Below are 22,126 nucleotides of genomic sequence, written 5' to 3'. Positions count from 1 at the left end.
CCGATTTTGCAATCAGGGGGCACGGAAAGAATATGGCCAACATACTTATCGTAGATGACGACCTGAGCCTGCGCGAAGTCCTTGAAATCGCCCTGATCAAGAAGGGGCATTCGGTCTGGACCGCGCCCGATTCGGCTTCGGCCCTGGCCGTGCTGCAGCAGCATTCCATCGGCCTCATCCTGCTGGATCTGCGTCTGGGCCGGGAAAGCGGTATCGATCTGCTGGTCCGCATCCGCGAGACCTGGGCCGATGTGCCCGTGCTCATGGTCACGGCCTATGCCGACGCCAAGAGCGCCATCAAGGCCATGAAGCACGGCGCCAAGGACTACATCTCCAAACCCTTTGAACTCGACGACCTGCTCTACACGGTGGAGCGCACTCTTGAGACGGCCCGCCTCAAGGAGGAAAACGACTGGCTCAAGGGGCAAATCAGCAAACAGTACGGCGAGATCATCGGCCAGAGCCGTCAGATGCAGGCTGTCTTCGATCTGGTGCGGCGCATCGCCCCGACAAACATCAGCGTGCTCGTGACCGGTGAGTCGGGCACGGGCAAGGAGCTTTTCGCCCGCTGCATTCACAGCCAGAGCCAGCGCGCCAAGCAACCTTTTCTGGCCATCAACTGCGGCGGATTGCCGGAGAATCTGGTGGAGAGCGAGCTGTTCGGCTTTCGCAAAGGCGCCTTCACCAGCGCCGATCGGGCCAAGAAGGGCCTCCTGGAAATGGCCGAGGGCGGCACCCTTTTTCTGGACGAGGTGGGCGAACTGGCCCATTCGACCCAGGTCAAACTGCTGCGCTACGTGCAGGAGCGCTGCTTCATTCCTCTTGGCGGGACCGAAGAGATGCGCTCGGATGTGCGCATCATCGCGGCGACCAACCGCAACGTCGAGCAAAGCGTGGCCGACGGCGATTTTCGCGAGGATCTTTACTACCGTCTGAGCGGGGTCAAGGTGCATCTTCCGCCTCTGCGCGAACGGGGGGACGACGTCCTGGCCCTGGCCGAGCATTTTCTGGAGAAGGCCTGCCGCGCCCAGAAACGTCAGTTGCGGGGCTTTACGGCCGAAGCGCGCAAAAAACTCCTGGCCTACGGATATCCCGGCAACGTGCGTGAACTCGAAAACATCGTGGAGCGCGCCGTGGCTCTTGAACCCGGGGACACCGTCACGGCGGATTCCCTGGTCATCTACGAGAAAATCACTTCCACGGATCAGGATGGCGGAATCCAGAAGGTCCTGTCCGGGCAGATGACCCTCGACGAATATCTCGCCGTGCACGAGCACAAGGTCATTTCCGAGGCGCTGCGGCGCTGTGGAGGGCACAAGGGGCGGGCTGCGGAGATGGTCGGACTCAACTTCCGGCAGTTCCGCTACCGCTTGACCAAGTCGGGGGAAAAAGATGAAGATATTTAGATTGCATCCGATTATCCGATGCAGACCTTTTCACGAACACGACCACTCAAGGAGACCTTGATGCCTCAGCCGATAAAAGAAGCCGCCTCCATCTGTAAAACCATCATGCGCAACGGCTACGACGCCTACGTCATCAACGCCGCGCTGCAGCGCAAGATTCTTGGAACCTCCAAGGATGCCGAGGTGGAGATCTGCACGGATATCGATCTTGCCGGCCTCAAAAATCTTTTTCCCGAAGTCTCCGCAGGCAGCGGGGATATCGTGGCCAGGATGAACCAGGGTAGCGCGACCTTCCTCTTTCATCCCGCCGACATGGCCGACGCTTCCCATCCCGAGGCCTGCGTTGCCCAGATCACGTCCAATATGTTGAGAAAGCTCGACAAGGACGAAGGTTTTCCCGTGAGCCTGGCCTGTCCGTTCATTCCCCGCTCCCGCGACGTTTACGATGGCTTCGAAAACATCTCCGGCGGTCAGATCAAGTTTCAGGGCATCCCCGACGAGACCCTCAAGCACGACTACCTGCGGGCCATCCGCGCCCTGCGCTTCTCGGCCAACTACCACCTGCCCATTGAGGAAAATTCCTGGATGTCCATCATTCGCGCTTCGCGTCGGGTGCTTGACTATGTCTCGGTCACGGACATCATGGACGAATGGCGCAAGGTCGAGGCCGAGAACATGTGGCGTTTCGCCGAGCTCCTTTTCGATTCCATGATCCTGCATGGGCTGGTGCCCGAGCTTGCGGCCTTGAGCCGGATCTTTCAGGTTTTCGACGAGGAGACCGGACCGTCGTCCATCTGGGAACACACCTTGAAGGTCATGCAGCACTATCCCGAGGAGTTGCCCTACGACTGGTACGGCACCCTTGGCTGCCTCTTCCTCAATTGCGGCAAGCTGTACGCCGGGGAAGTCTACGAGGATCGCACCACCTTCTACCAGCACCACCGCATCGGCGCCAAGGTCGCGCGGAAGATCCTGAAGCGCCTGCGCCTCAACACCGAGGAAGTGGACATGATCGTGAATCTGGTCCGCAACCACATGCGCTTTCATTTCATGCTCACGGACAAGGGCATCCGCCGCTTCAAGGCCGTGGACGACTATCCGCGCCTTATCGAGATGGCCCGGGCCGACATCAAGGCCAGAAATGCCAACTACACGGAATTCAATCACAACATGAAGATGCTGGAGCGGGCGGACATCCGCGAGGAGCTGCTCGAACCCCTGCTGAACGGCAAGCAGATCATGGATATCGCGCGCATCAAGCCTGGCCCGGCCGTGGGTCTGATTCGCGACAACCTGCTCCAGGCCCAGATCTCCGGCGACGTGAACACGATCGAAGAGGCCGAGCGTTTCGTGGCCGCCTACAAAGCCAAGGAGCAGCTCTAGGCGACCCGGTTCGCGGAGCTTGTATCCTGCCGAAGGCACGAGGGGCGGCTTTGTAACGCCCTTTGTGCCTTTGCGATTCCAGACAGTGGAGCATCATGCGCAACATTCTTGAATTGACCTGCCCCGAGCTCGAAGAAGCCGTAAAAGCCATGGGCCACCAGGGCTTTCGGGCGCGCCAGCTGTGGCAATGGCTGTGGCGCAAGGGCGTGCGCGAGTTTTCGGCCATGACCAACCTGGCCCGGGATTTCAGGGAACAGCTCGTGCGCGAGTGGGCCCTTGTCTGGCCTGAAGTGCATGAGGTGCAGACCAGCAGCGACGGGACGGTCAAGCTGCTGCTGCGTCTGGCTGACGGGGCATTGGTCGAGACCGTGCTCATTCCGGACAAGGAGCGCTACACCCAGTGCCTGTCGTGCCAGATCGGCTGCCCCATGGGCTGCACCTTCTGCAGCACCGGGCTCATGGGTTTTTCCCGCAACATGACGGGTGGGGAGATCGCGGCCCAGGTGCTCGTGGCCAGGGACTACCTGCGCACCCACGGCCTTGGCGATGAGGTGAAGAATCTGGTTTACATGGGCATGGGCGAGCCCCTCACCAACTGGGACGAGGTGCGGCGCAGCCTGGAAATTCTCTCCAACGCCGAGGGACTTGAATTTTCGCGTCGGCGCATCACGCTCTCGACCTGCGCCATCAAGGGCCGGATGGACGTCTTCGGGATCGAAGGCCTCGCTCTGCCGGCCATCTCCCTGCATGCCCCGACCCAGGAGATCCGGGAGCGGCTCATGCCCGGCGCGGCGCGCTGGAGCATCGAAGAGCTGATCGAGACCCTGCAGGGTCTTGAGCTCAAGGCCCGGGAGCGGGTGACCATCGAATACATTTTGATCAAAGGGGTGAACGACAGCCTCCAGCATGCCCGGCAGCTGGTGCGGCTGCTTTCGCACCTGAAATGCAAGATCAACCTCATCGCCTACAATCCCGGCCCGGGCATCGAGTATGCAGCCCCGGAACCGGAGGACGTGCTGGCCTTTGAGGGACTCCTGCGCAAGAAGGGCTTTACCGTGACCTTGCGCAAGAGCAAGGGGCAGGATATCGCGGCTGCCTGCGGTCAGCTCAAGACCGAGGTTCAGGACCGCATGAATTCGACGACGAGCAACGAAGGACCAAAAAATGGAACAGCCTGATTTTGATAAATGCGGTGGACTTCTTCCGGTCATCGCCCAGGAGGCGGCGAGCGGCGAAGTGCTCATGCTCGCCTACATGAACGAAGAAGCCTGGAACGAGACCCTGCGTACCGGCGAGGTACATTATTACAGCCGCAGCCGGAAAACGCTGTGGCACAAGGGCGGCACTTCCGGGCATGTGCAGAAGGTGCGCTCAATACGAATGGACTGCGACAGGGACACGGTGCTGGTCCAGGTCGAGCAGATCGGCGGGGCGGCCTGTCACACGGGCCGCAGAAGTTGTTTTTATCGTGAACGAGACGCACAGGGGCGGTGGACGGACTGCTCCCCCATGGTGTTCGATCCCAAGGAGGTTTACAAATAATGGTTGATGGAAAACAGATGCGCATCGGAATACCGAAGGGTTCCCTGGAAGAGGCCACAGTCAAGCTTTTCGCCAAGGCCGGCTGGAAGGTGACCTCGCACCACCGGAACTACTTCCCGGAAATAAACGACCCTGAACTGACCTGTTCACTGTGCCGGGCCCAGGAAATGGCCCGCTACGTGGAAAACGGTCTCCTCGACGCCGGTCTGACCGGCAAGGACTGGATCCTCGAGAATCAGTCGGACGTCGTCATCGTGGATGACCTCATCTATTCCAAGGCCAGCAATCGTCCGGCCAAGTGGGTGCTGGCCGTGGCCGGCGACTCTCCGTACAAGCGGCCTGAAGATCTGGCCGGGAAGAAGATCGCCACGGAATTTCTGAGCTTCACCAAGCGCTATTTCGAGGAAGCGGGAATCCCCGTGGAAGTCGAATATTCCTGGGGTGCAACCGAGGCCAAGGTTGTCGAGGGACTGGTGGACGCCATCGTCGAGATCACCGAGACCGGCACGACCATCAAGGCCCACGGCCTGCGCATCATCGCGGAGCTTTTGCAGACCAACACCCAGCTCATCGCCAACAAGGAATCCTGGAAGGATCCCTGGAAGCGGGCCAAGATCGAAAACATGAACACCCTCCTGCAGGGAGCGCTCAGAGCCGACAAGCTGGTGGCCCTGAAAATGAACGCCCCAGCCGATGTCGTGGACAAGGTCATGGCGCTGCTGCCGAGCATGAACTCCCCGACCATCGCCCATCTGCACAACTCCGACTGGCTGTCCATCGAGACCGTCGTCGAGACCTGCCAGGTTCGGGATCTGGTGCCGAAACTGCAGTCGGTGGGTGCTCAGGCCATCATCGAGTACTCCCTCAACAAGGTCATCTAATGCGAGAGCCCCCAAAAGGGGGCTGTCAAGGAGCACGGCCATGAAGACATGCACGATGGTTCTCATTTTATGCTTCGTCCTGGCTGGGTGCGGAGCCCGTGGGGCTTCCAGGGGCGCATCGTCGAATATGGGCTCCAAGGAAGTGGATTTGCGCTTCAACCTGATTGAATCGTACATCAACAGCGATCAGCCCCAGCTGGCCTTGCAGGAGCTTCTTCAGGTGGAACCCGCCGCCAGTCATCTGTCACGGTTTCATTTTGATTCGGGCATGATCTACATCGGGCTGCAGGAGCTTGAGCAGGCCCGGGACGGCTTTACCCGCGCCGTTGAAATCGACGAGGACTTCGGGGAGGCCTGGAACAATCTGGGCAAGGTCGAGGAAGCACTGGGGCGGGACAAGGAGGCCGAGGCCGCGTACCGCAAGGCGCTCAGCATTCTGACCTATGTCACTCCCGAGTTCCCGGCCTATAATCTGGGCCTGCTCCTGCTGCGTCAGGGCCGGGCGCGGGAGGCCGAGGAGTTCGGGCGCAAGGCGCTGGCCCGCAATTGGCGCTACATCCCGGCCTACAAGCTCCTGTCGGACGCCTTCGTGGCCCAGAATCGTCTTGATGATGCCGAGGCGGTGCTCAAGAGCGGCCTTGAGGCGGACATGGACAGCACCGCGACCATCCTGGCCCTGGCGGAGCATCAGATGCGCATGGGCAAGACGGTGGAAGCCAGGGAGCTTTTCGCGCGCATCGTCAAACAGTATCCCAAGTCCGGCGAGGCCAAGGCCGCCAAGGATTATCTGGACTTTCTGCAGTGATGCCCCGGGGATGCCCGAGGCATCCCCGGCATCAATCTCTTGATTTCCGATTTCGCGACCATCCGTATTTGACCACGATCGGCCTGTCTGCCGGCATGCTCCACTCCGGCTCATAACCTCCCGTGCATCCCCGGCCGTGGTTCGGCTGCGGGCTTTTTTCAACCGCCGAAGAGATTTTGCCGCGCATGCGCGCTCACGGCCATGACGGCGGGATGCTTGAGGCGTCTTTCCGCGGAAATGGCGAAATAGCGCACATCGACGTCCGCCGCCTCTCCCACCTCCTCCACGTCGTAAACGCGACGAACCTCCTCTCTCATCACGCTTGGCGCCGGAAAGAGCCCAAGGCCGGCCTGGCCGAAGGTTTTCAGCAAGGCCGTGTCGTCGAACTCTCCCACCACGCGCGGGTGAATCCCCTGCTCGGCAAACCATCCGCCCAGCGCGCCGCGTGCGCTTCCCGTCGGCATGAGCATGGGCGCCCCTTCCAGGGAGCGCGGAAAATCGGGCCGGTAGCGCCGGGCAAGGTCCTGCACTCCGAAAAACGTCATCGAACAGTTGCCAAGGGGATGGTTGAACGCCTTTACCCCGAGACCGGAAGGCAACTGCTGGTCGGCAATGACAAGTTCGAGCTTGTGTATGGCCAATTCGGCAAACAGGTTTTCCAGCCTGTCCCGGTGACACAAAAGCCGGATGGGGGTCGCCAGCTCAAAGGCCGGGGCCAGGAGGCGAAAAGCGATGGATTTGGGCACCGAATCCGCCAGCCCTACGCGGAAGGGCAAGGCTTCTTCTGGAGGGGAATCCTTGAGCATTTCGGTCAGTTCGTTGCCGATCTGGAAGATTTCATCGGCGCGGGCCAGGGCGAGTTTGCCTGCCTCGGTGATTTCGAGCCGCCGCCCGGAGCGTACGAAGAGCTTGACGCCAAGGTCCCGCTCCAGTTCGCCGATCTGTCCGCTGAGCGTCTGCGGCGTCAGGTGCATGCGTTCGGCCGCGCGCCTGATGCCGCCTGCCGTGGCCACGTTCCAGAAATAGTGGAGTTGCCTGTAGTTGAGCATGCCTGCCGCCTTTTGTCAGTTATTCACGAACAATTAATCCATTAATTACGAATATACTTGCTGCTGAAAATAGACAAGTAGGGGTTCTCAAATGGTCTGACGGCCGGGAGCGCATACGGGCCGTCGTGTTCACAATGCATTGCGGCACAGCCATGCCCCCGCTCCCGGGCTTGTTCGGCTCGGCCTGCGCAATAACCAATGGAGCACAACATGGCCCCTTCAGTTGGTGTCATCATGGGATCTTCCTCGGACTGGGAGACAATGCAGCACTGTTCCCGGACCCTTGAAATGTTGATGGTCCCGCACGAGACGCAGGTGGTTTCCGCGCACAGGACCCCGGGCCTGCTTTTTGAATACGCTTCCGGGGCCGAGGCGCGCGGTCTGCGCGTGATCATTGCCGGGGCCGGAGGCGCGGCCCACCTGCCGGGCATGGCGGCGGCCATGACTCTGCTCCCGGTCATCGGAGTGCCTGTGCGCTCCAAGGCCTTAAGCGGTATGGACTCCCTGCTTTCCATCGCCCAGATGCCGGCGGGGGTGCCGGTGGGAACCATGGCCATCGGAAGGGCCGGAGCCGTCAACGCAGCCCTGCTGGCCGCTGCCATCCTCGCCCCGCAGCATCCAGAGATCCGTGAGGCTTTGGCGGAGTATCGGCGCAGGCAGACACATGCCGTCCTGGACAATCCCGTGCCGGGAGATCCGCAATGATCATCGGCGTGCTCGGAGGCGGCCAGCTTGCGCGCATGCTCGCCCTGGCGGGCCTGCCCCTGGGCTTTGATTTCGTGTTCTACGACCCCGCGCCTGCTCCGTGCGTCGCCTCTCTTGGCGAACATTTGCGCGGGGAATATTCCGACCGCGTCATGCTCTCCCGATTTGCCCGGCAGGTGGACGTCATCACCTACGAGTCCGAGAACATTCCCATTGAGTGTGTTGAATTTCTTTCGCTGATCACGCCTGTGCGCCCTGGCGCGCAGGCATTGACCTGCTCCGGCGACAGACTGCGCGAGAAAGGGATTTTTCAGGAGCTGGGCATTCCCGCCCCGGCGTTCAGGGCGGTGGATTCTTTGTCGGCGCTGAACGAGGCGATCGGGGAAATCGGTCTGCCCGCCGTGCTGAAGACCCGCACCCTCGGCTATGACGGAAAGGGGCAGTTCGTGTTGCGCAGCCGTGACGATGTCGGCAGGGCTTGGGAGATGTTGGGCGGTTTTTCCCTGGTGCTGGAGAGTCTGGTCGCGTTCGATCGCGAAATCTCTGTTCTCGGGGTTCGGGACCAGGCGGGAAAGATCCTGTTTTATCCGCTCAGCGAGAACGTCCATCATGACGGGGTGTTGCGGTTTTCCAGGAGCCGCCCTCGCGATCCGATGCAAAAGTCGGCGGAGGAGCTGGCCGGAAAACTGCTCCGGCATCTGGATTATGTGGGAGTGCTGGCCCTGGAATTGTTTCAGGTCGGGTCCATGCTGCTGGCCAACGAGATGGCGCCGCGAGTGCACAATTCCGGCCACTGGACCATCGAGGGGGCCATGACGAGTCAGTTCGAGAATCATTTGCGGGCCATCGCGGGGCTGCCTCTGGGCAAGACTTCCGTTACCGGGCATTCGGCCATGGTCAATTTTATCGGAAGACAGCCTGATCTGGCAGGACTGTTGGCGCTGCGCGGTCTGCATGTCCACCTTTACGGCAAGGCGGAACGCCCCGGGCGCAAAGTCGGACACGCCACGCTGTGGAGCGGAAGCGGGGCCTCTTTCGAGGAGGGGTGCAGGACCCTGCGGTCGTTGCTGTGACGGTGGTCGCGGAAAAGGTGGGCTGAACGGGCGTTTTTTCAGCAGGGGAGACTGGGGCGGGACTGCATGCAGTCCCGCTGGCTATTCCTCGTCGACCCGCAGCAGGTCTTCCTCGTCCAGGTCTTCGGGATATTCGCCGGAGTCCAGATCGCAGAATCCGAAGCCGACGGAACACATGGGCAGGCCCAGAAGTTCCACCAGGCTCAGGTGGCGATCAACGGCCAGGGCAAAGCTGCAATCGTGATCCGGGCAGTGCAGGATGTCGATGATTTCTTCGCGGGTGGCGTCGGTGTTGAAGAGCTGGGCCAGAAGTTCGGGCTTGCCGCCCTGGCTTTTGGAGTTGCCCTTGCCCTCGGGGTCCAGGGACTGGGATGGCGACTTGTAGGTGTCGAGCAACTCCCCGTCCGCGTAGAGCCAGTAGTTAAGAAGCTCCTCGTCCAGGGTCTGGACGGCCAGGGCCGGGCATCCGAAATAGCCCGACAGGTCTTCGGCCAGATCGGTGAGGGCGGTGGAATCCCCTTCGTCACTGTCCATTTCATAGACAGTGGTCAGGTCGTCCTCTGTTGGAGAAACAAAGGCGGAGCGTCCCTGGTTGCCGAGCTCCTGCAGAATGTCCTGCGCCTTTGGCCCTTTGAGCGTGATGTTGGCGTACGTGGTTCCCATATGGAGTTTCTTCAAACAGATTATGGTTCAAGATGCAAGCTTCTGATCGAAGAGTCTTTGAAAATGTGAAGGGGCTGTTTTTTTCGGAACTTGCAGTGCTGCGTGGCCCTTGCAAGCCCTTTGCAGGGGCTTTGCGCGCGGCCTTTGTTTCGCTTGGGACTTGAGAAAGGGCGGGGCTTCGCGTACCGGCAGACGACAGGGCGCGAACACGTTCGGGGCATTCATGCCCGGACGGGCGCCTGAATGTTTGCCGTCACGCCCTTGAGCAGGGTGCTTCTTTAAGACATATTTTTTTTGGAGGATTCATGAGTGCAGTGAAGGCGATGTGTGTCGCAGAGGCGGGCAAGGGTGTGGTCATTCAGGGCAACATGGCTTTTGCCGTGGGCTGCGTGAGGGCCGGAATCCACGCAGCGGACGGTTATCCCGGGACGCCCAGCACCGAGGTCATCGACAAGGGCCTCTCCCAGGTCCAGGACATGATCACCGTGGGCTGGTCCGTGAACGAGGCCGTGGCGGCGGGAGTGGGATTCGGCCATACCCTGGCCGGTAGCGACTGTGTCGTGACCATGAAGATTCCGGGCCTGTTCCAGGCCGCCGACGTGATCACGAGCGCCGCCTTCTATACCGGCCAGCGCGGCAGTCTGGTCTATTACATCGCCAGCGATTACACGCCAAGCTCCACCCAGCATCTGGTCGACCCGCGCTACATGCTCAAAAGTTGCTGCATTCCGGTCTTCGAGCCGCGCAACCACCAGGAGATGCACGAGGCGGCCCGCATCGCGGCGGATCTTGGACGGCAGTTCAACACGCCCGTGGCCGTCATCGCCAGCGGAGTGCTCTGTCACAGCGAGGGCCTGGTGCGCCTGATGGAAACGGCCACGCGCGAAAAGGCTCCCCTGCCCGAGAAAATGAGCGATTTCATCACCCTGCCCGTGCGTGCGCGGATGTTTCATGATCAGGTCCGCACCTCCCGCATCCCGGCCCTGCGCGGGATGGTCGAGGAGAGCCCGCTCAATGTCCTGACCAGAGGCGACGGCAAGATCGGCATCATCACCCACGGCGTGAACGACCTCTTCGTGGAGGAGGTCCGGGCCGCCACGGGAAAGAACGTGGATGTCCTGTCGCTGGGCTTCACCTATCCCCTGCCCATGGATCTCATCCGTCGCTTCTGCGAAAGCATCGACGGTCCCGTTTACGTCATCGAGGACGGCTATCGCTTCATCCAGGAGGCTATCCAGGCCGAAGGAATCGCGGTTCAGGGCAAGGGCGCGGACGAGACCGTCACCGAATGGACCCCGGCACTTATCTCCGCCCGTCTTGGTCTGGCCGAGCCGGCCGGAAAATCCGCGGTGGCCAGCCTGCCGCGTCCGCCCATGATCTGCGCGGGCTGTCCGTACCGTCTTTTCGGCCAGATCGTCGGCAAGATGCGCAAGAAGGGCAAGCTTGAAGCGGTGTTCGGCGATATCGGCTGCAACACCCTGCTGCACTTTCTGAACGCCATGGACACCGCCCTGGCCATGGGCGCCAGCGAAGCCAAGCGGTTGGGCTATGTGCTGTCCCGGCCCGAGGCCGCGAGCAAATGCCTGGCCGTGCTCGGCGACGGCACGGAGTGTCACAGCGGCATGGACGCGACCCGCAACACGATTTTCAGGAACATCCCCGGCGTCAAGGTCATCCTGAACAACGAATGGACTGCCATGACCGGCGGACAGCCTTCGCCCACGTCTCCCGCCAACCTGGCCGGGGATCCCAATGTCTTCGACCTGAACGCAAGCCTGAAGGCGCACGGGGCCAATGTGGTCGAGGTCAGCGGCTATGACAAGAAAGCCCTGGAAAAAGCGCTCAAGGACGCTCTTGCGGCCGCCGAGACCGGCACCTTCACTACCCTTGTGGTCACGGGCGTGTGCATTCGCAAGATGCCCAAGGAGTCCTACGGCGTCAAAATGGCCGTGGACCCGGAATTGTGCATCCGCTGCGGCATGTGCCAGATCTGCTCCGGCATAGAGGCCGACGCCGAGGGACTGCCCTTCTTCAACAACATCTGCACCGGCTGCGTGAGCCAGAACCCGGCCTGCGCCCAGATGTGCCCCAAGGGCGCCATCGCCCCGGCCAAGGATCAGAGCGCCTGCGGCCTGACCAGCTGTCCGGATCTGCCCGTTCCGCCCGAGACCATCGACCTGCCCGCCACCGGCGGCCTGCCCGCCTTCTTGTCCGTGGCCATCCGTGGCGTCGGCGGTCAGGGCAATCTCTTCTTCGGCCGGGTGCTGACCCAGCTCGCGTACCTGCTCGGCTACGACAAGCAGAACATCGTCAAGGGCGAGACCCACGGCATGGCCCAGATGGGCGGCCCGGTCATCAGCACCTTCGCCTGCGGCGCGGTCCATTCCCCCGTGCTCATGCCCGGCACCACCCAGTGCCTGGTCTGCATGGAGCGCAGCGAAGTGTTCCGTCCCGGCTTCCTGGACATGCTGAAGCCCGGCGGCACGGTCATCCTGGCCGACACGGCCATCATGCCCCCGCTTTTCAAGGCCGAGAACTATCCGACGGTGGAAGCCGTGCGCGAAGCCTTAAGCGGGTACAAGGTCATCGACGTCGATGTGCTCGCAACGGCCCTTGGCCTTGGCGATCCCACGGGCCGCAGCGCCAACGTGGTCATGATCGGAGTCCTGAGCACCCTGGCTCCCTTTGATTCATTCCCCAACGAGTACTGGCTGCAGGCCCTCAAGAACGTCAGCCCCAAGCCGGCCATCTGGCAGGCCAATTACGCGGCCTTCCTGGCAGGACGGGAGCTGGGTGTGAAATAGGCTGGAGGATGTCTCCGGGTGGAACTCCGGAAGATGAATTGAAAAAGGGCGCCTGTCGGTTGACGGGCGCCCTTTTTTGCGGGTGTCCTAGAGGCCCTGATAGCGCTGCAGGCCCATGAGTTTGTGGAAGTCTTCGGGTTGCTCGACCGGCCTTGCGTCCAGTTTGCGCGCCCAGCCGAAGTCGCTGAAGCGCGAACCCTGGATCTGGATCAGGGCCCGCGTGCCGCCGGGGCCAAGGACCATGGTCTCGTAGGCGCGCACGACTTCGGGCAGGGTGATTTTCTTCAGGGCATCCACCAAGAGGTCGCGGCTGTCGAAGTTCCGGTTGCCCAGGCGCAGGTCCGTTTCAAGCCAGCCGAACTCCTCTTCCAGGGTGTCCGGGCTCTTGGTCAACGAGGCCAGCACGCCCTGACGCACGTCTTCGAATTCCTCTTTTGTCACTCCGCGCATCTGTTCGAGCGCCCGGAAGTAGAAGGATTCAAATCTGTCCGCCAGACCCGCCGTGCCCTGCACCGGGCTTTGCACGCCGAATCCGATCCCGGCATTGTGCGCGAACATTACCGGAAAGCTCGTCGCCACGTAGCCCAGCTGCTCCTCGGTGCGCAGCCGGCTGTAGAAGCGGGTGGACAGGAGCCCCTCAAGGAGCAGCATGCGCGCCTTGGCGTTTGGGCCGGGCGCTGGGTCGAGGAAGAGTTCGACCAGCGCGCTGTCCTCCAGCACGCTGTGCTTGCGATAATCCGCCGTCACGCCCTGCCTGGGCGCGATGCGCGTGGCCGTCGGAGGTGCGCCGGCTTCGGGGCCGACAAACTGCTCAAGGTCCGCCGTCAGCCTTTGCAGGGCATCTTCCGTGACGTTGCCGAAGCCAAAGACCGTGAGACGCATATCCCGGCGCACGGCGCTCAGGTATTGGCGGAAGTCCGTCAGGGTCAGTCCCTTTGTCGCCTCTTCGAGCGCCCGATGATCCCACGACGGAGCCTTGAGAAGATTGCGCATTGCGCTCATGGCCTGGCCGAACAGACCCTGCTTTTCCATGTTGGCAAGCTCGCGCAGCTGTTCCGCCCTGGCCTGTTCAAAGTCTTCCGGCGTTGTTTCCTGTTCCAGGAAGCCCAGCACCCGGGGCAAGAGGTCGGTCTGGTGCTGGCTGAAGCCGTCGATGCGGATCACGACACCTTCGTCCCCGGATATCGACAGTCCGAGCCCCGCCTCGATGGCTTGATAGCGCAGTCCCGCCTGCTTCTGGTCCCACAGTTCGAGCAGCACGCCCTGCTGGGCCGCCTGCTCGATGGTGGAAGCGAACCGGGCGGACTGCAGCCGGGTCATGAGGATGGCCCTTGGCTCCTGGCGGAATGCGGAGTGGGCGTGCCAGAGGGAGAGGCCGGGTCTGTCCGCGAGCTCGCGGGGTCGTGCGTCGCCCTTGGGCGCGACCAGGGAGAAATTGTCCGGCAGGAAGGGGTTGAGGTCCGGAAGGCGCAGGTCCATCCCGGCGGAAAGCCCGGCCCAGCGGGAGATGTCGTCTGCATTGACGGGTCTTGTGCTGTACGGCGTCTGGTAGAAAAAAGCCTCCCTGTCCACGGGCTGGTCCGGGCCGACCTGGAAGATCCGCGCGTTTTCGGGCCGCAGCGCCTCGATCACGGTGTTTACGGCCTCGCGGTCGTAGGAATCCAGGCGATAGAAACCGAAATTTACATCCTCGACCGGGTGCAGGAGCATCCGCCTGGCGGCGGAGGCGACATAGTCGAAGCCGCTGGTCAGGGGGGCGAAGCGGAATTCCATGTCCCAGATGCGCCGCAGTTGCTCAAAATAGGCCTGGTTCAGGCCCTGGGTGCGCAGCAGGTCGAAGTAGGCAAAGATCGTGGCCAGGACCTCGTCGCGGCGCCTGTCGCCCTCTTCGGTGAGTTGCACGTAGAGGGACAGGGTCACGCCGTTGCGAAGACTGGTGGTATCGCCGCCGGCGCTCAAGGACAGCGCCAGGCCCTTGTCGCGCAGGACCTCGATCAGGGAATGCGAGGTCTCCGTGCCGAGCACGGCGGACACGACCTGCATGGGCTTGGTGCGGTAGTCGTCCAGGGCCTGGGGCAGGACGAAATCGATGCTCAGGCTGCGGGTCTCGCGCACGGGACGCACCCCGATGATCACGCCCTTTTCGTTGTCCGTGGCCGGAGGCGCCGTGGGAACGACCACCTTGGCCTGGCGGTCGGGGATCACGGCGAGTTCCCGTCTGGCCAGGGCTTCCAGTTCGTCCAGGCTCTGGGGCCCGTAGAGCACGCCTTTCATCAGGTTCGCCGAGTACCAGGTGGCGTGGAAGCGCACCAGTTCCTCGTGCAGGAGGCTGCCCGGCTTGTCGGACAGGGTCTCCAGATTTCCGCCCGTGAAGCGGGTGCCGGGATGCTCGGGGTTCAGGGTCGAGAGCGTCAGCATGGCCAGGCGTCGGCCGTCGCTGTGCTTCTTGGATTCCATCTCGGCGTTGACGGCGTTTCGCTCCTTGTCCGCATAGACCGGGTCAAGCCTCGGGTGGGCCAGGGTGTCGGCCATGCGCCGCAGGGCTTCGGCAAAGGCGGGCGGATCTACCTCCATCATGTACGTGGTGGAGGTGTAGCCCGTGGCCGCGTTGGTCTGGCCGCCGTTTCTGGTGATGAAGGACTGGTACTCCTCGGGGCCGGGATAGGACTTGGAGCCCAGAAAGAGCATATGCTCCAGATAATGGGCCAGTCCGGGCTGGGAGTCCGGGTTATCGAGGCTGCCCACGGGCAGGGCCAGGGCGGCGGCGGCCTTGGAGGCGCGCTCGTCCTGCACCAGCAGCACCTGAAGGCCCGAATCCAGGGTCAGGGCCCGGTAGGCGCGGTAATCCGTGTCGGAAACGCGCACCTGGGCCGCAAGGGCCTGGGTGGCGATGAACAGGAAGAAAAGAACAAAACGCAATATGGGCATGGGGCCTCCTCGAATACGTTGTTGATTCAGTGCTGACGGTTACGTTCTCTGCAGCAGCTGCTCGATTTCGGGCAGCATGGGCGCGACGCATTTTCTGCCCTCTTCGATGGCCTCCTCGGCCCTGAAGAACTCAAGCAAGCCGATGTGCGAGAGCTTGGGCGTGAACAGGATCTCCGGAGGGTCTCCGGCCAGGCGGCTGCGTGTGATGCGCTCCTGGGCGATGTTCACGGAGCCGGCGATGGCGTCGAAAAGTCCCGGGGGTTCGTCTTCCTCTTCGGTAAAGGAAAAGAGAGAGCCTGCGTATTCCTTGACCAGATTCGAGAACGCTTCGGCCATGCCGTTTCTTTTTTCCTTTTTTGGCGTCTTTTCCAGATGCTTGCCCACGATGTCGCCATTGAGGTTGACGGCTATGACCACGTCGGCCCCGAGGGCGCGGCAGACCGAGACCGGCACCGGGTTGACCAGGCCGCCGTCCACGAGCCAGCGGCCTTCATGCCGGATGGCCGGGAACAGCCCCGGCAGGGAGATGGAAGCCCACACGGCCTCCAGCATCGGCCCCTTGGTGAACCATATCTCCCGGCCCGATTCCAGGCTGGTGGCCACGGAGCCGTATTGCAGCTCAAGGTCCTCGATGCGTACATCCGCCCCGACCACGTGCTTCTGCAGAAATTTGCGTAGCCTGGAGGTGTTCACGAATCCCGTGAAGGAGGAATTGATTTCAAAGAAGCTTGCGGTCTCAAGCCGTGTCAGGGAGCGGACCCATTCTTCGAGCCTGTCCAGGTTGCCTGCGACGTGGGCCGCGCCGACAAGGGCTCCGACAGAGGTTCCGCAGACGATGTCGGGCCTTATGCCCTGTTCCGCCAGAGCCCTGATGATGCCGATGTGGGCCCAGCCACGCGATGAGCCGCTGCCCAGGGCAAGGCCGATCTTGAGATGGGGATTGGAATGTGTGCTCATCAGCTTGTCTCCGTGAAACAGGTCGTCCGGCCGCAAACAAAGAGGGTAAATCCGCCGGGGGGCGCGTCAAGGTCTAGTCGGAAAAAGCCAGCCGTGCCCCGAGTCCGACGAGCAGTCCTCCGCCCAGGCGTCTGAGCCGGATGGCGCCCGAACCGCCGGTCAGCCGCCGGTGCAATGCTCCTGCGGCCACGGCCAAGACAAGGCTCCAGATCGTGCTGGTGGCGACGAAGGTCAAGCCCAGCGCCAGAAAGGACAGGCCGGGATGGGCGGCACTAGGCGCGATGAATTGCGGGATGAGGGCCAGGAAGAAGAGCGCCACCTTGGGATTGAGCACGCAGGTGATCACGCCCTGGATATAGATGCGGCCCGGGGATTGCCTTTTGGGTCCGGCATGGGACGCTCCTTCGGGGCGCGACCATATCATGGTCAGGCCGAGATAGACGAGGTACGCCGCTCCGGCCCATTTGATCATCTGATAGGCCGTGGCCGAGGCCATGACCACGGCGGCCAGTCCCAGGGCCCCGAGCAGCGCGTGGATCACGCATCCGCTGGAGATCCCAAGGGCCGAGGCGATGCCCGCTGCGCGGCCTTGCGTTGTGCTGCGGCTCAGTATGTAGAGGGTGTCCGGACCGGGATAGAGATTCAGGGTCACGGCGGTGATGATGAAAAGCGGGTAATGCATGATGTCGATCATTCTGGTCCTCGATTGCAGGGCCTTGCGCCGGAGTCGGGCTGTGTGTAGCGCAGAGCCCATGCATGAATTCATGAAACTTCTGAAAAACTCTCCGTCCGGGGCGGTGTTCAATCCCTGGCATCACCGGGATTCCGCGCACGACGCCGCGCCCGGCGCTCCGGCCGTGCGGCGGGAGCAGCTCGCCTCCTACCTCGGCGAACGGCAAAAGGCCACGGTCATTCTTCTGGCCGAGGCCCTGGGCTATCAGGGGGGGCATTTCTCGGGCATCGCCATGACCTCCGAGCGTCTGCTTCTGGGGCACCTGCGCCACAAGGGCCTTGGCCCCGAAATGGTCCTGGCGGGCAAGCCCCGGCGCACCAGCCGCGAGGACGTGAAGCCGGACGGCTTCACCGAACCCACGGCCACCATCGTCTGGGGGGCCATGGCGACGCTTGGCGTGGACACGCGCGACGTGATCCTGTGGAACGCCTTTCCCTGGCATCCCTACAAGCCGGACAAGGGTTTCCTGAGCAACCGCACCCCCTGCGACACGGAGGTCATGCTTGGACAGCCCGTGCTGCGGGCGCTCATGGCCTACGCCTCCGGGGCCCGGATTCTGGCCGTGGGGCAAAAATCCGCCGCGCTGCTTGCGGCCATGGGCATCACCGCCCCGGCCCTCCGGCATCCGGCCAACGGCGGAGCCGGTCAGTTCAGGGAGCAGTTCGGGCGGATCATGAAAAATCTCCGGAGATGATCGGTCACGTTGACATGCCCGCCCCGTCAGGGGATATGTCTCGGGAAGCGTGAACACCCTGCCTGGCTGTTGAAAAATTCATAATTCGCAGGCCGTTTTGGGGCGGCCTGCCACCCCCGGAGGATATCATGAAATACCCGTCCCCCTATGCTCCCGATTTCAGCAATCGCGATCCCCTGACAGGCGTGGCCGAAGACTTCCCGACCCGCTGGTCCCCGCGTTCCTTCGTAAAGACCGCCATTCCCGCCGAAGACCTTGAAGTCATCTTCGACGCGGCCCGCTGGGCGCCGTCGGCCTACAACGAACAGCCCTGGAACATCCTGACCTCCACGGACGAGACCTTCGAGACCTTCCTTGGCCTTTTGGTCGAAGCCAACCGGAAGTGGGCCGTGAACGCGTCCCTCATCGGCTTCATGGTCGCCCGCAGGAATTTCACCCAGTCCGGCAAGCCCAATCCCACGGCATTGTACGATTGCGGCTCGGCCTGGATGTCCCTGACCCTGCAGGCCAGAAAGCTCGGCCTCTACACCCACGGCATGTCCGGGATCAGAAGAGACGCCATTTACGAGGCTTTCGGCATCGACAGGGATGACTTTGAAGTCGTGGCCGGATTCACCATCGGCGTCCTTGATCTGAAGGAAAATCTGGGCAAACCGTATGTCGACTGGGAAAGCCCATCCCCGCGCAAGCCCCTGGCCGAGATCTGGAAACAGGGCGTCTGGTAGGAAACCGCTTTGATAACGGCGAAGGGCCGCGATCCCCTGGGAACGCGGCCCTTCGCCGTTTTTTGGCGCATGAGCTTCATGCGCCCATGAGTTTCTTGCGGAACATGAAGAAGGCCGCGCCAAGGATGCACAGTCCGGCCCAGACGTAGTCCATGCCCGGCTTCTCCTTCATGTACAGGATGGAGAAGGGGATGAAGACGGACAGGGCGATGCACTCTTGCAGAATCTTGAGCTGGCCGATGTTCATGACCTGGTGGCCGATGCGGTTGGCCGGGACCTGGAGCAGGTATTCCATGAGCGCGATGCCCCAGCTGGCGAACGCCGCTATGATCCAGGGGGTCTGCGACAGGTTGCGCAGGTGCCCGTACCAGGCAAAGGTCATGAAGATGTTGCTGAGCGACAGCAGGATGATGGTGGTGAGATAAAAGCGCATGAGATCCGCCTTGCCCCGGAGGGGCTTTGACCGCGAAATTTGGATTGCGGCCTGATGTAGCAGGGCCACGGAAAAACACAACGCTTTCCACTAAAAATAAGTTCTTTCATTTCAAAGTGATAAGATGGAGTCTGCGCTTTGCGACGCCTTTTTCAGGGACGCCTTAGAAAAATGTCCTCATTGAGCCGTCCGCATGGGTCGAAGGCCACCTTCCGGGCGAAGTGCACGGCCAGAAACGACGAGACCGTGGCGGCGGTGAAAATCGCGATCATGATCATGATCTGGTAGACGATGGCCACGGCCGGGGATGAGCCGCCCAGAATCTGACCTGTCATCATGCCCGGCAGAGAGACGATGCCCATGGTCGCCACCGTCCCGATCTGCGGCCCGACGGCGGCGCGCAGGGCGTTGCGCAGAAAGGGGCGCACCGCTTCCGCGCGGCTTGCACCCAGGGTCAGGTACTGGATGTGCACATCGACCCCCGCGCGCAATTCGGAGAAAAAGCGGTCCAGAGCCACGACGTTGCTGCGCAGAATGTTGCCCAGCACCATGCCCATGAGCGGGACCAGATAGCGGGCCGAGGAGATGGTGGCCAGATCGAAGACCAGCAGGAAACCGGCCAGGATCAGCAGCGCGGTCAGCAGGTGGGCGGGCAGGATCGTCCACAGGCATTTCCTCCACGACAGCAGGCTCTGGCGCAGGATCGACCCCGTGGCCACGACGATCATGACCAGCACCCAGGCCACGTTGACCGGCAGCATGTCGAGCCTGAAGATGTACTCCAGATAGACGGCCACCAGCGCCAGTTGCACGGACATGCGCACCATTGAGATGAGCAGGTCCCGGGTCAGGCGCAGGCGCAGATGACGGAAGATGAGCACCGGGAATACCAGGATCACGGAAAACATGAGCAGGGCCGGGATGGAAATGACCATTGTCTCGTTCATTCGCGCCTCCAGAGCTTTCCGGATTCAAGGCTGACCTCGGCGAAGCCGAACTCCAGCCATTCGCGGTTGTGGGTCACGGCCAGCACCGTTCGGGCCTTGTCCCGGGCAAAAAAGCCGACCACGGCGCGCATGGATTCCTGATCCAGGCTGGAGGTGATCTCGTCCAAGAGGCAGAAGCCGCGCTCAAGTTGCAGGCCCTGGATGATGGTCAGGCGCTGCTGTTCTCCTCCGGACAGCCTGGTGTACGGGCTTTTCTTCAAGGCCGGGTCAAGTCCCAGGGCCTCCATGAGCCGGTCCTGCTCCACCTGGTCCGCATGCAGGGCGTGATTGGCGGCAAAGGTGAAAGGCAGGTTCAGATATTCCCCGGCCGTGCCTTCGAAGGGCAGGGGCTTCTGGCCGATGTACAGAAAGCGGGAGCGATGGGCCCCGAGGTCTGCTACCGTGACCTCCTGTCCGTTCCACAGGACGGCGCCTGCATCCACGGGCTCGAACAGGAGGGCGACCTTGAGCAGCGTGGATTTGCCGGCACCCGACGGTCCGGTCAGGGCCAGATGTTCACCCGGGGACACGGTGAGGTTCACCCGGTCCAATATCACTCTCCCGGCGCGGCGCAGGGTCACCTCGCGAAATTCCAGCATGCGTTCTCCATTTTTCAGGACTGTTTCCCCCGGCCACATGGCAACCATCCCGGAGCGGGTCAAGGCCGGGATGGAACGGGGCGGATTTTGCCCGGACCTCAGGGGCCCTTGCGCGTACGGGCCATCGAGGCCTTGCTTGGCAGGTCGTGCGCGTGACTGCCATCCGGGTCGATTGCCAAAGGTGTGGCCTCGGGCGGCTGTCGGTCAAAATGGAAATTTAGTTTATAACTTGGAAATATATATAACCACTAACGAATTGCGCCTTATTTACCGAATTTAAAGGATTATTTTAAATAATGGCAATATTTTGTTCCAGCCATGTCGGATTCTTACGGATTCGCGAAGGGTTTACCGGGTGCCCCGATGCGGCCGCGCGTGCCGCAAGCCTTGCCGATTCGGGATTTGCGCGGAATCTTGGTGAATGTTTGCCCCGGGCTGTGTTTGTGGTAAGCTTTTTGCCAGTAAGAGATTTTTCCACCTTACTCAACATGGCACAGGCATAAGGAGCAGGCATATGATTGTCGGAGTTCTCAAGGAAATCAAGGCGCAGGAAAACCGGGTCTGCATGACTCCGGCCGGGGTTGAAGTCATGAAGCAGCACGGGCACGAGGTGCTGGTGGAGGCTTCGGCCGGTATCGGCAGCGGGTTTTCCGACGCCGACTACGCGGCGGCGGGCGCACGAATCGTCACGGCTCCGGCCGAGGTCTATGCCCAGTCCGACATGGTCATGCACGTCAAGGAGCCGCAGCCGTCCGAGTACGCGATGGTCAAGCCCGGGCAGATCGTCTTCACCTATTTTCACTTCGCGGCCGACGAGAAGCTGACCCGCGAATTCATGAAGACCGGCTCCGTGGCCATTGCCTACGAGACCGTGACCGGCCCTCACGGCGGTCTGCCGCTCTTGACCCCCATGAGCGAGGTGGCCGGGCGCATGGCGGCCCAGGAAGCGGCCAAGTACAATGAGCGCGTGCACGGCGGGCGCGGCATCCTGCTCGGCGGCGTGACCGGCGTGGCCCCGGCCACGGTGCTGGTCATCGGCGGCGGCATCGTCGGGACCAACGCGGCCATGATGGCGGCCGGTCTTGGCGCCAAGGTCTACATTCTGGACATGAACCTCGACCGCCTGCGCTACCTGTCCGAAATCATGCCCAAGAACTGCACGCCGCTGATGAGCTCCCCGGCCATGATCCGCGAGCTGGCCGCTCAGGCCGACGCCATCATCGGAGCGGTATTGGTGGTGGGGGCCAAGGCTCCAAAGCTCATCACCCGGGAGATGTTCAAGGACATGAAACCCGGCTGCGTGCTCGTGGACGTGGCCATCGACCAGGGCGGCTGCTTCGAGACCTCCAAGGCGACCACCCATTCCGACCCGATCTATGAAGTGGACGGCATCATCCACTACTGCGTGGCCAACATGCCCGGAGCGGTTCCGATCACCTCGACCATGGCCCTGACCAACGCGACCCTGCCGTACGCCCTGCAGATCGCGGACAAGGGCTGGAAGACCGCCTGCAAGGAAAACGCGGGCCTGAAAAACGGTCTGAACATGGTCGGCGATAAGATCACCTTCAAGGGCGTGGCCGAAGCCTTCGGCCTGGCCTACACCCCCGCCGACTCCTGCCTCTAGGCGACCTGCCGGGCACCTCCTCCCGGTTTGGCCGCGACAAACTTCAGGCCCGAAGCGCATTGGAAAATGCACTTCGGGCCTGAAGTTTTTTCAAAAAACGCCGCCCTGATTTCAAGGCAAGTTCGAAATCATC

Annotated in this window: 20 protein-coding genes; 12 read left to right on the top strand and 8 right to left on the bottom strand. The window is 62.0% G+C overall.

Features of this window, described 5'->3' with window-relative positions:
• The first annotated feature begins 32 nt into the window (after window positions 1-32).
• The 6 genes from BMZ24_RS04685 (at window position 33) to BMZ24_RS04660 (ending at window position 6,017) form a co-directional block, all read left to right on the top strand.
• Window positions 33-1,406 carry a sigma-54-dependent transcriptional regulator gene (locus tag BMZ24_RS04685; RefSeq protein WP_092189803.1) on the top strand — a complete coding sequence of 458 codons (1,374 nt, stop codon included), beginning with the start codon at window positions 33-35 and terminating at the stop codon, window positions 1,404-1,406.
• A 60-nt stretch (window positions 1,407-1,466) separates the two neighbouring features.
• On the top strand, window positions 1,467-2,789 hold the full coding sequence (locus BMZ24_RS04680) for a tRNA nucleotidyltransferase/poly(A) polymerase family protein (protein WP_092189801.1): 1,323 nt from the start codon (window positions 1,467-1,469) through the stop codon (window positions 2,787-2,789).
• Window positions 2,790-2,884: 95 nt separating this feature from the next.
• Window positions 2,885-3,967, top strand: a complete 1,083-nt coding sequence (rlmN, locus tag BMZ24_RS04675; RefSeq protein WP_092189799.1) for a dual-specificity RNA methyltransferase RlmN — start codon at window positions 2,885-2,887, stop codon at window positions 3,965-3,967.
• Window positions 3,954-4,331 carry a phosphoribosyl-AMP cyclohydrolase gene (gene hisI, locus BMZ24_RS04670; protein WP_092189797.1) on the top strand — a complete coding sequence of 126 codons (378 nt, stop codon included), beginning with the start codon at window positions 3,954-3,956 and terminating at the stop codon, window positions 4,329-4,331. The genes rlmN and hisI overlap by 14 nt, the downstream gene beginning before the upstream one ends.
• On the top strand, window positions 4,331-5,212 hold the full coding sequence (gene hisG / locus BMZ24_RS04665) for an ATP phosphoribosyltransferase (RefSeq protein WP_092189794.1): 882 nt from the start codon (window positions 4,331-4,333) through the stop codon (window positions 5,210-5,212). Before hisI ends, hisG begins: the two co-directional genes overlap by 1 nt.
• Before the next feature lie 40 nt (window positions 5,213-5,252).
• A complete protein-coding gene (locus BMZ24_RS04660) occupies window positions 5,253-6,017 on the top strand; it encodes a tetratricopeptide repeat protein (RefSeq protein WP_092189792.1) in 765 nt (254 codons plus the stop codon).
• Between the two features lie 158 nt (window positions 6,018-6,175).
• On the opposite strand, the gene BMZ24_RS04655 is transcribed toward BMZ24_RS04660, so the two are convergent.
• Complete coding sequence (locus BMZ24_RS04655; protein ID WP_092189790.1) at window positions 6,176-7,066, bottom strand: LysR family transcriptional regulator; 891 nt, start codon at window positions 7,064-7,066, stop codon at window positions 6,176-6,178.
• 210 nt (window positions 7,067-7,276) lie between these two features.
• On the opposite strand from BMZ24_RS04655, the gene purE reads away from it, so the two are divergent.
• Window positions 7,277-7,771 (top strand): 5-(carboxyamino)imidazole ribonucleotide mutase, encoded by a 495-nt coding sequence (gene purE / locus BMZ24_RS04650; protein WP_092189788.1) that lies wholly within the window; start codon window positions 7,277-7,279, stop codon window positions 7,769-7,771.
• Window positions 7,768-8,844, top strand: a complete 1,077-nt coding sequence (locus BMZ24_RS04645) for a 5-(carboxyamino)imidazole ribonucleotide synthase (protein ID WP_092189786.1) — start codon at window positions 7,768-7,770, stop codon at window positions 8,842-8,844. Before purE ends, BMZ24_RS04645 begins: the two co-directional genes overlap by 4 nt.
• 81 nt (window positions 8,845-8,925) lie before the next feature.
• Here the strand turns inward: BMZ24_RS04645 and BMZ24_RS04640 are convergent, their stop codons facing one another.
• Window positions 8,926-9,507 carry a hypothetical protein gene (locus BMZ24_RS04640; RefSeq protein ID WP_092189784.1) on the bottom strand — a complete coding sequence of 194 codons (582 nt, stop codon included), beginning with the start codon at window positions 9,505-9,507 and terminating at the stop codon, window positions 8,926-8,928.
• A 305-nt stretch (window positions 9,508-9,812) separates the two neighbouring features.
• Between BMZ24_RS04640 and BMZ24_RS04635 the strand changes: the two genes are divergently transcribed.
• Window positions 9,813-12,311, top strand: a complete 2,499-nt coding sequence (locus tag BMZ24_RS04635; protein WP_092189783.1) for a 2-oxoacid:acceptor oxidoreductase family protein — start codon at window positions 9,813-9,815, stop codon at window positions 12,309-12,311.
• A gap of 87 nt (window positions 12,312-12,398) precedes the next feature.
• On the opposite strand, the gene ptrA is transcribed toward BMZ24_RS04635, so the two are convergent.
• From ptrA to BMZ24_RS04620, 3 genes are all read right to left on the bottom strand, one after another.
• The gene (gene ptrA / locus BMZ24_RS04630) at window positions 12,399-15,239 is read right to left on the bottom strand and encodes a pitrilysin (protein WP_092189781.1); all 2,841 of its coding nucleotides are present in this window, start codon (window positions 15,237-15,239) and stop codon (window positions 12,399-12,401) included.
• Window positions 15,240-15,278: 39 nt separating this feature from the next.
• Window positions 15,279-16,196: a patatin-like phospholipase family protein gene (locus BMZ24_RS04625; protein ID WP_092189779.1), complete on the bottom strand. Its 918-nt coding sequence runs from the start codon at window positions 16,194-16,196 to the stop codon at window positions 15,279-15,281.
• A gap of 73 nt (window positions 16,197-16,269) precedes the next feature.
• Window positions 16,270-16,890 carry a LysE family translocator gene (locus BMZ24_RS04620; protein WP_092189777.1) on the bottom strand — a complete coding sequence of 207 codons (621 nt, stop codon included), beginning with the start codon at window positions 16,888-16,890 and terminating at the stop codon, window positions 16,270-16,272.
• A 70-nt stretch (window positions 16,891-16,960) separates the two neighbouring features.
• Here BMZ24_RS04620 and BMZ24_RS04615 point away from each other — a divergent pair, with 70 nt between their 5' ends.
• Both BMZ24_RS04615 and BMZ24_RS04610 read left to right on the top strand, forming a co-directional pair.
• Entirely contained in the window at window positions 16,961-17,623 is a 663-nt protein-coding gene (locus BMZ24_RS04615) for a uracil-DNA glycosylase (protein WP_225940196.1), read from the top strand.
• 128 nt (window positions 17,624-17,751) lie between these two features.
• Window positions 17,752-18,348 (top strand): nitroreductase family protein, encoded by a 597-nt coding sequence (locus tag BMZ24_RS04610; protein ID WP_092189774.1) that lies wholly within the window; start codon window positions 17,752-17,754, stop codon window positions 18,346-18,348.
• 76 nt (window positions 18,349-18,424) lie between these two features.
• On the opposite strand, the gene BMZ24_RS04605 is transcribed toward BMZ24_RS04610, so the two are convergent.
• The 3 genes from BMZ24_RS04605 to BMZ24_RS04595 form a co-directional block, all read right to left on the bottom strand.
• A complete protein-coding gene (locus BMZ24_RS04605) occupies window positions 18,425-18,781 on the bottom strand; it encodes a DMT family protein (RefSeq protein ID WP_092190220.1) in 357 nt (118 codons plus the stop codon).
• 152 nt (window positions 18,782-18,933) lie between these two features.
• On the bottom strand, window positions 18,934-19,728 hold the full coding sequence (locus BMZ24_RS04600; protein ID WP_092189772.1) for an ABC transporter permease: 795 nt from the start codon (window positions 19,726-19,728) through the stop codon (window positions 18,934-18,936).
• Window positions 19,725-20,366, bottom strand: a complete 642-nt coding sequence (locus tag BMZ24_RS04595) for an ABC transporter ATP-binding protein (protein WP_161949036.1) — start codon at window positions 20,364-20,366, stop codon at window positions 19,725-19,727. Before BMZ24_RS04595 ends, BMZ24_RS04600 begins: the two co-directional genes overlap by 4 nt.
• A 514-nt stretch (window positions 20,367-20,880) precedes the next feature.
• On the opposite strand from BMZ24_RS04595, the gene ald reads away from it, so the two are divergent.
• Complete coding sequence (gene ald, locus BMZ24_RS04590; RefSeq protein ID WP_092189768.1) at window positions 20,881-21,993, top strand: alanine dehydrogenase; 1,113 nt, start codon at window positions 20,881-20,883, stop codon at window positions 21,991-21,993.
• Window positions 21,994-22,126 lie beyond the last annotated feature (133 nt).

The organism is Desulfomicrobium norvegicum (assembly GCF_900114595.1).
In the GTDB taxonomy this organism is placed as follows: Bacteria; Desulfobacterota; Desulfovibrionia; order Desulfovibrionales; family Desulfomicrobiaceae; genus Desulfomicrobium; species Desulfomicrobium macestii.
The sequence above is the reverse complement of the archived record's forward strand: the minus strand, read 5'-3'. Positions and strand labels throughout refer to the sequence as shown.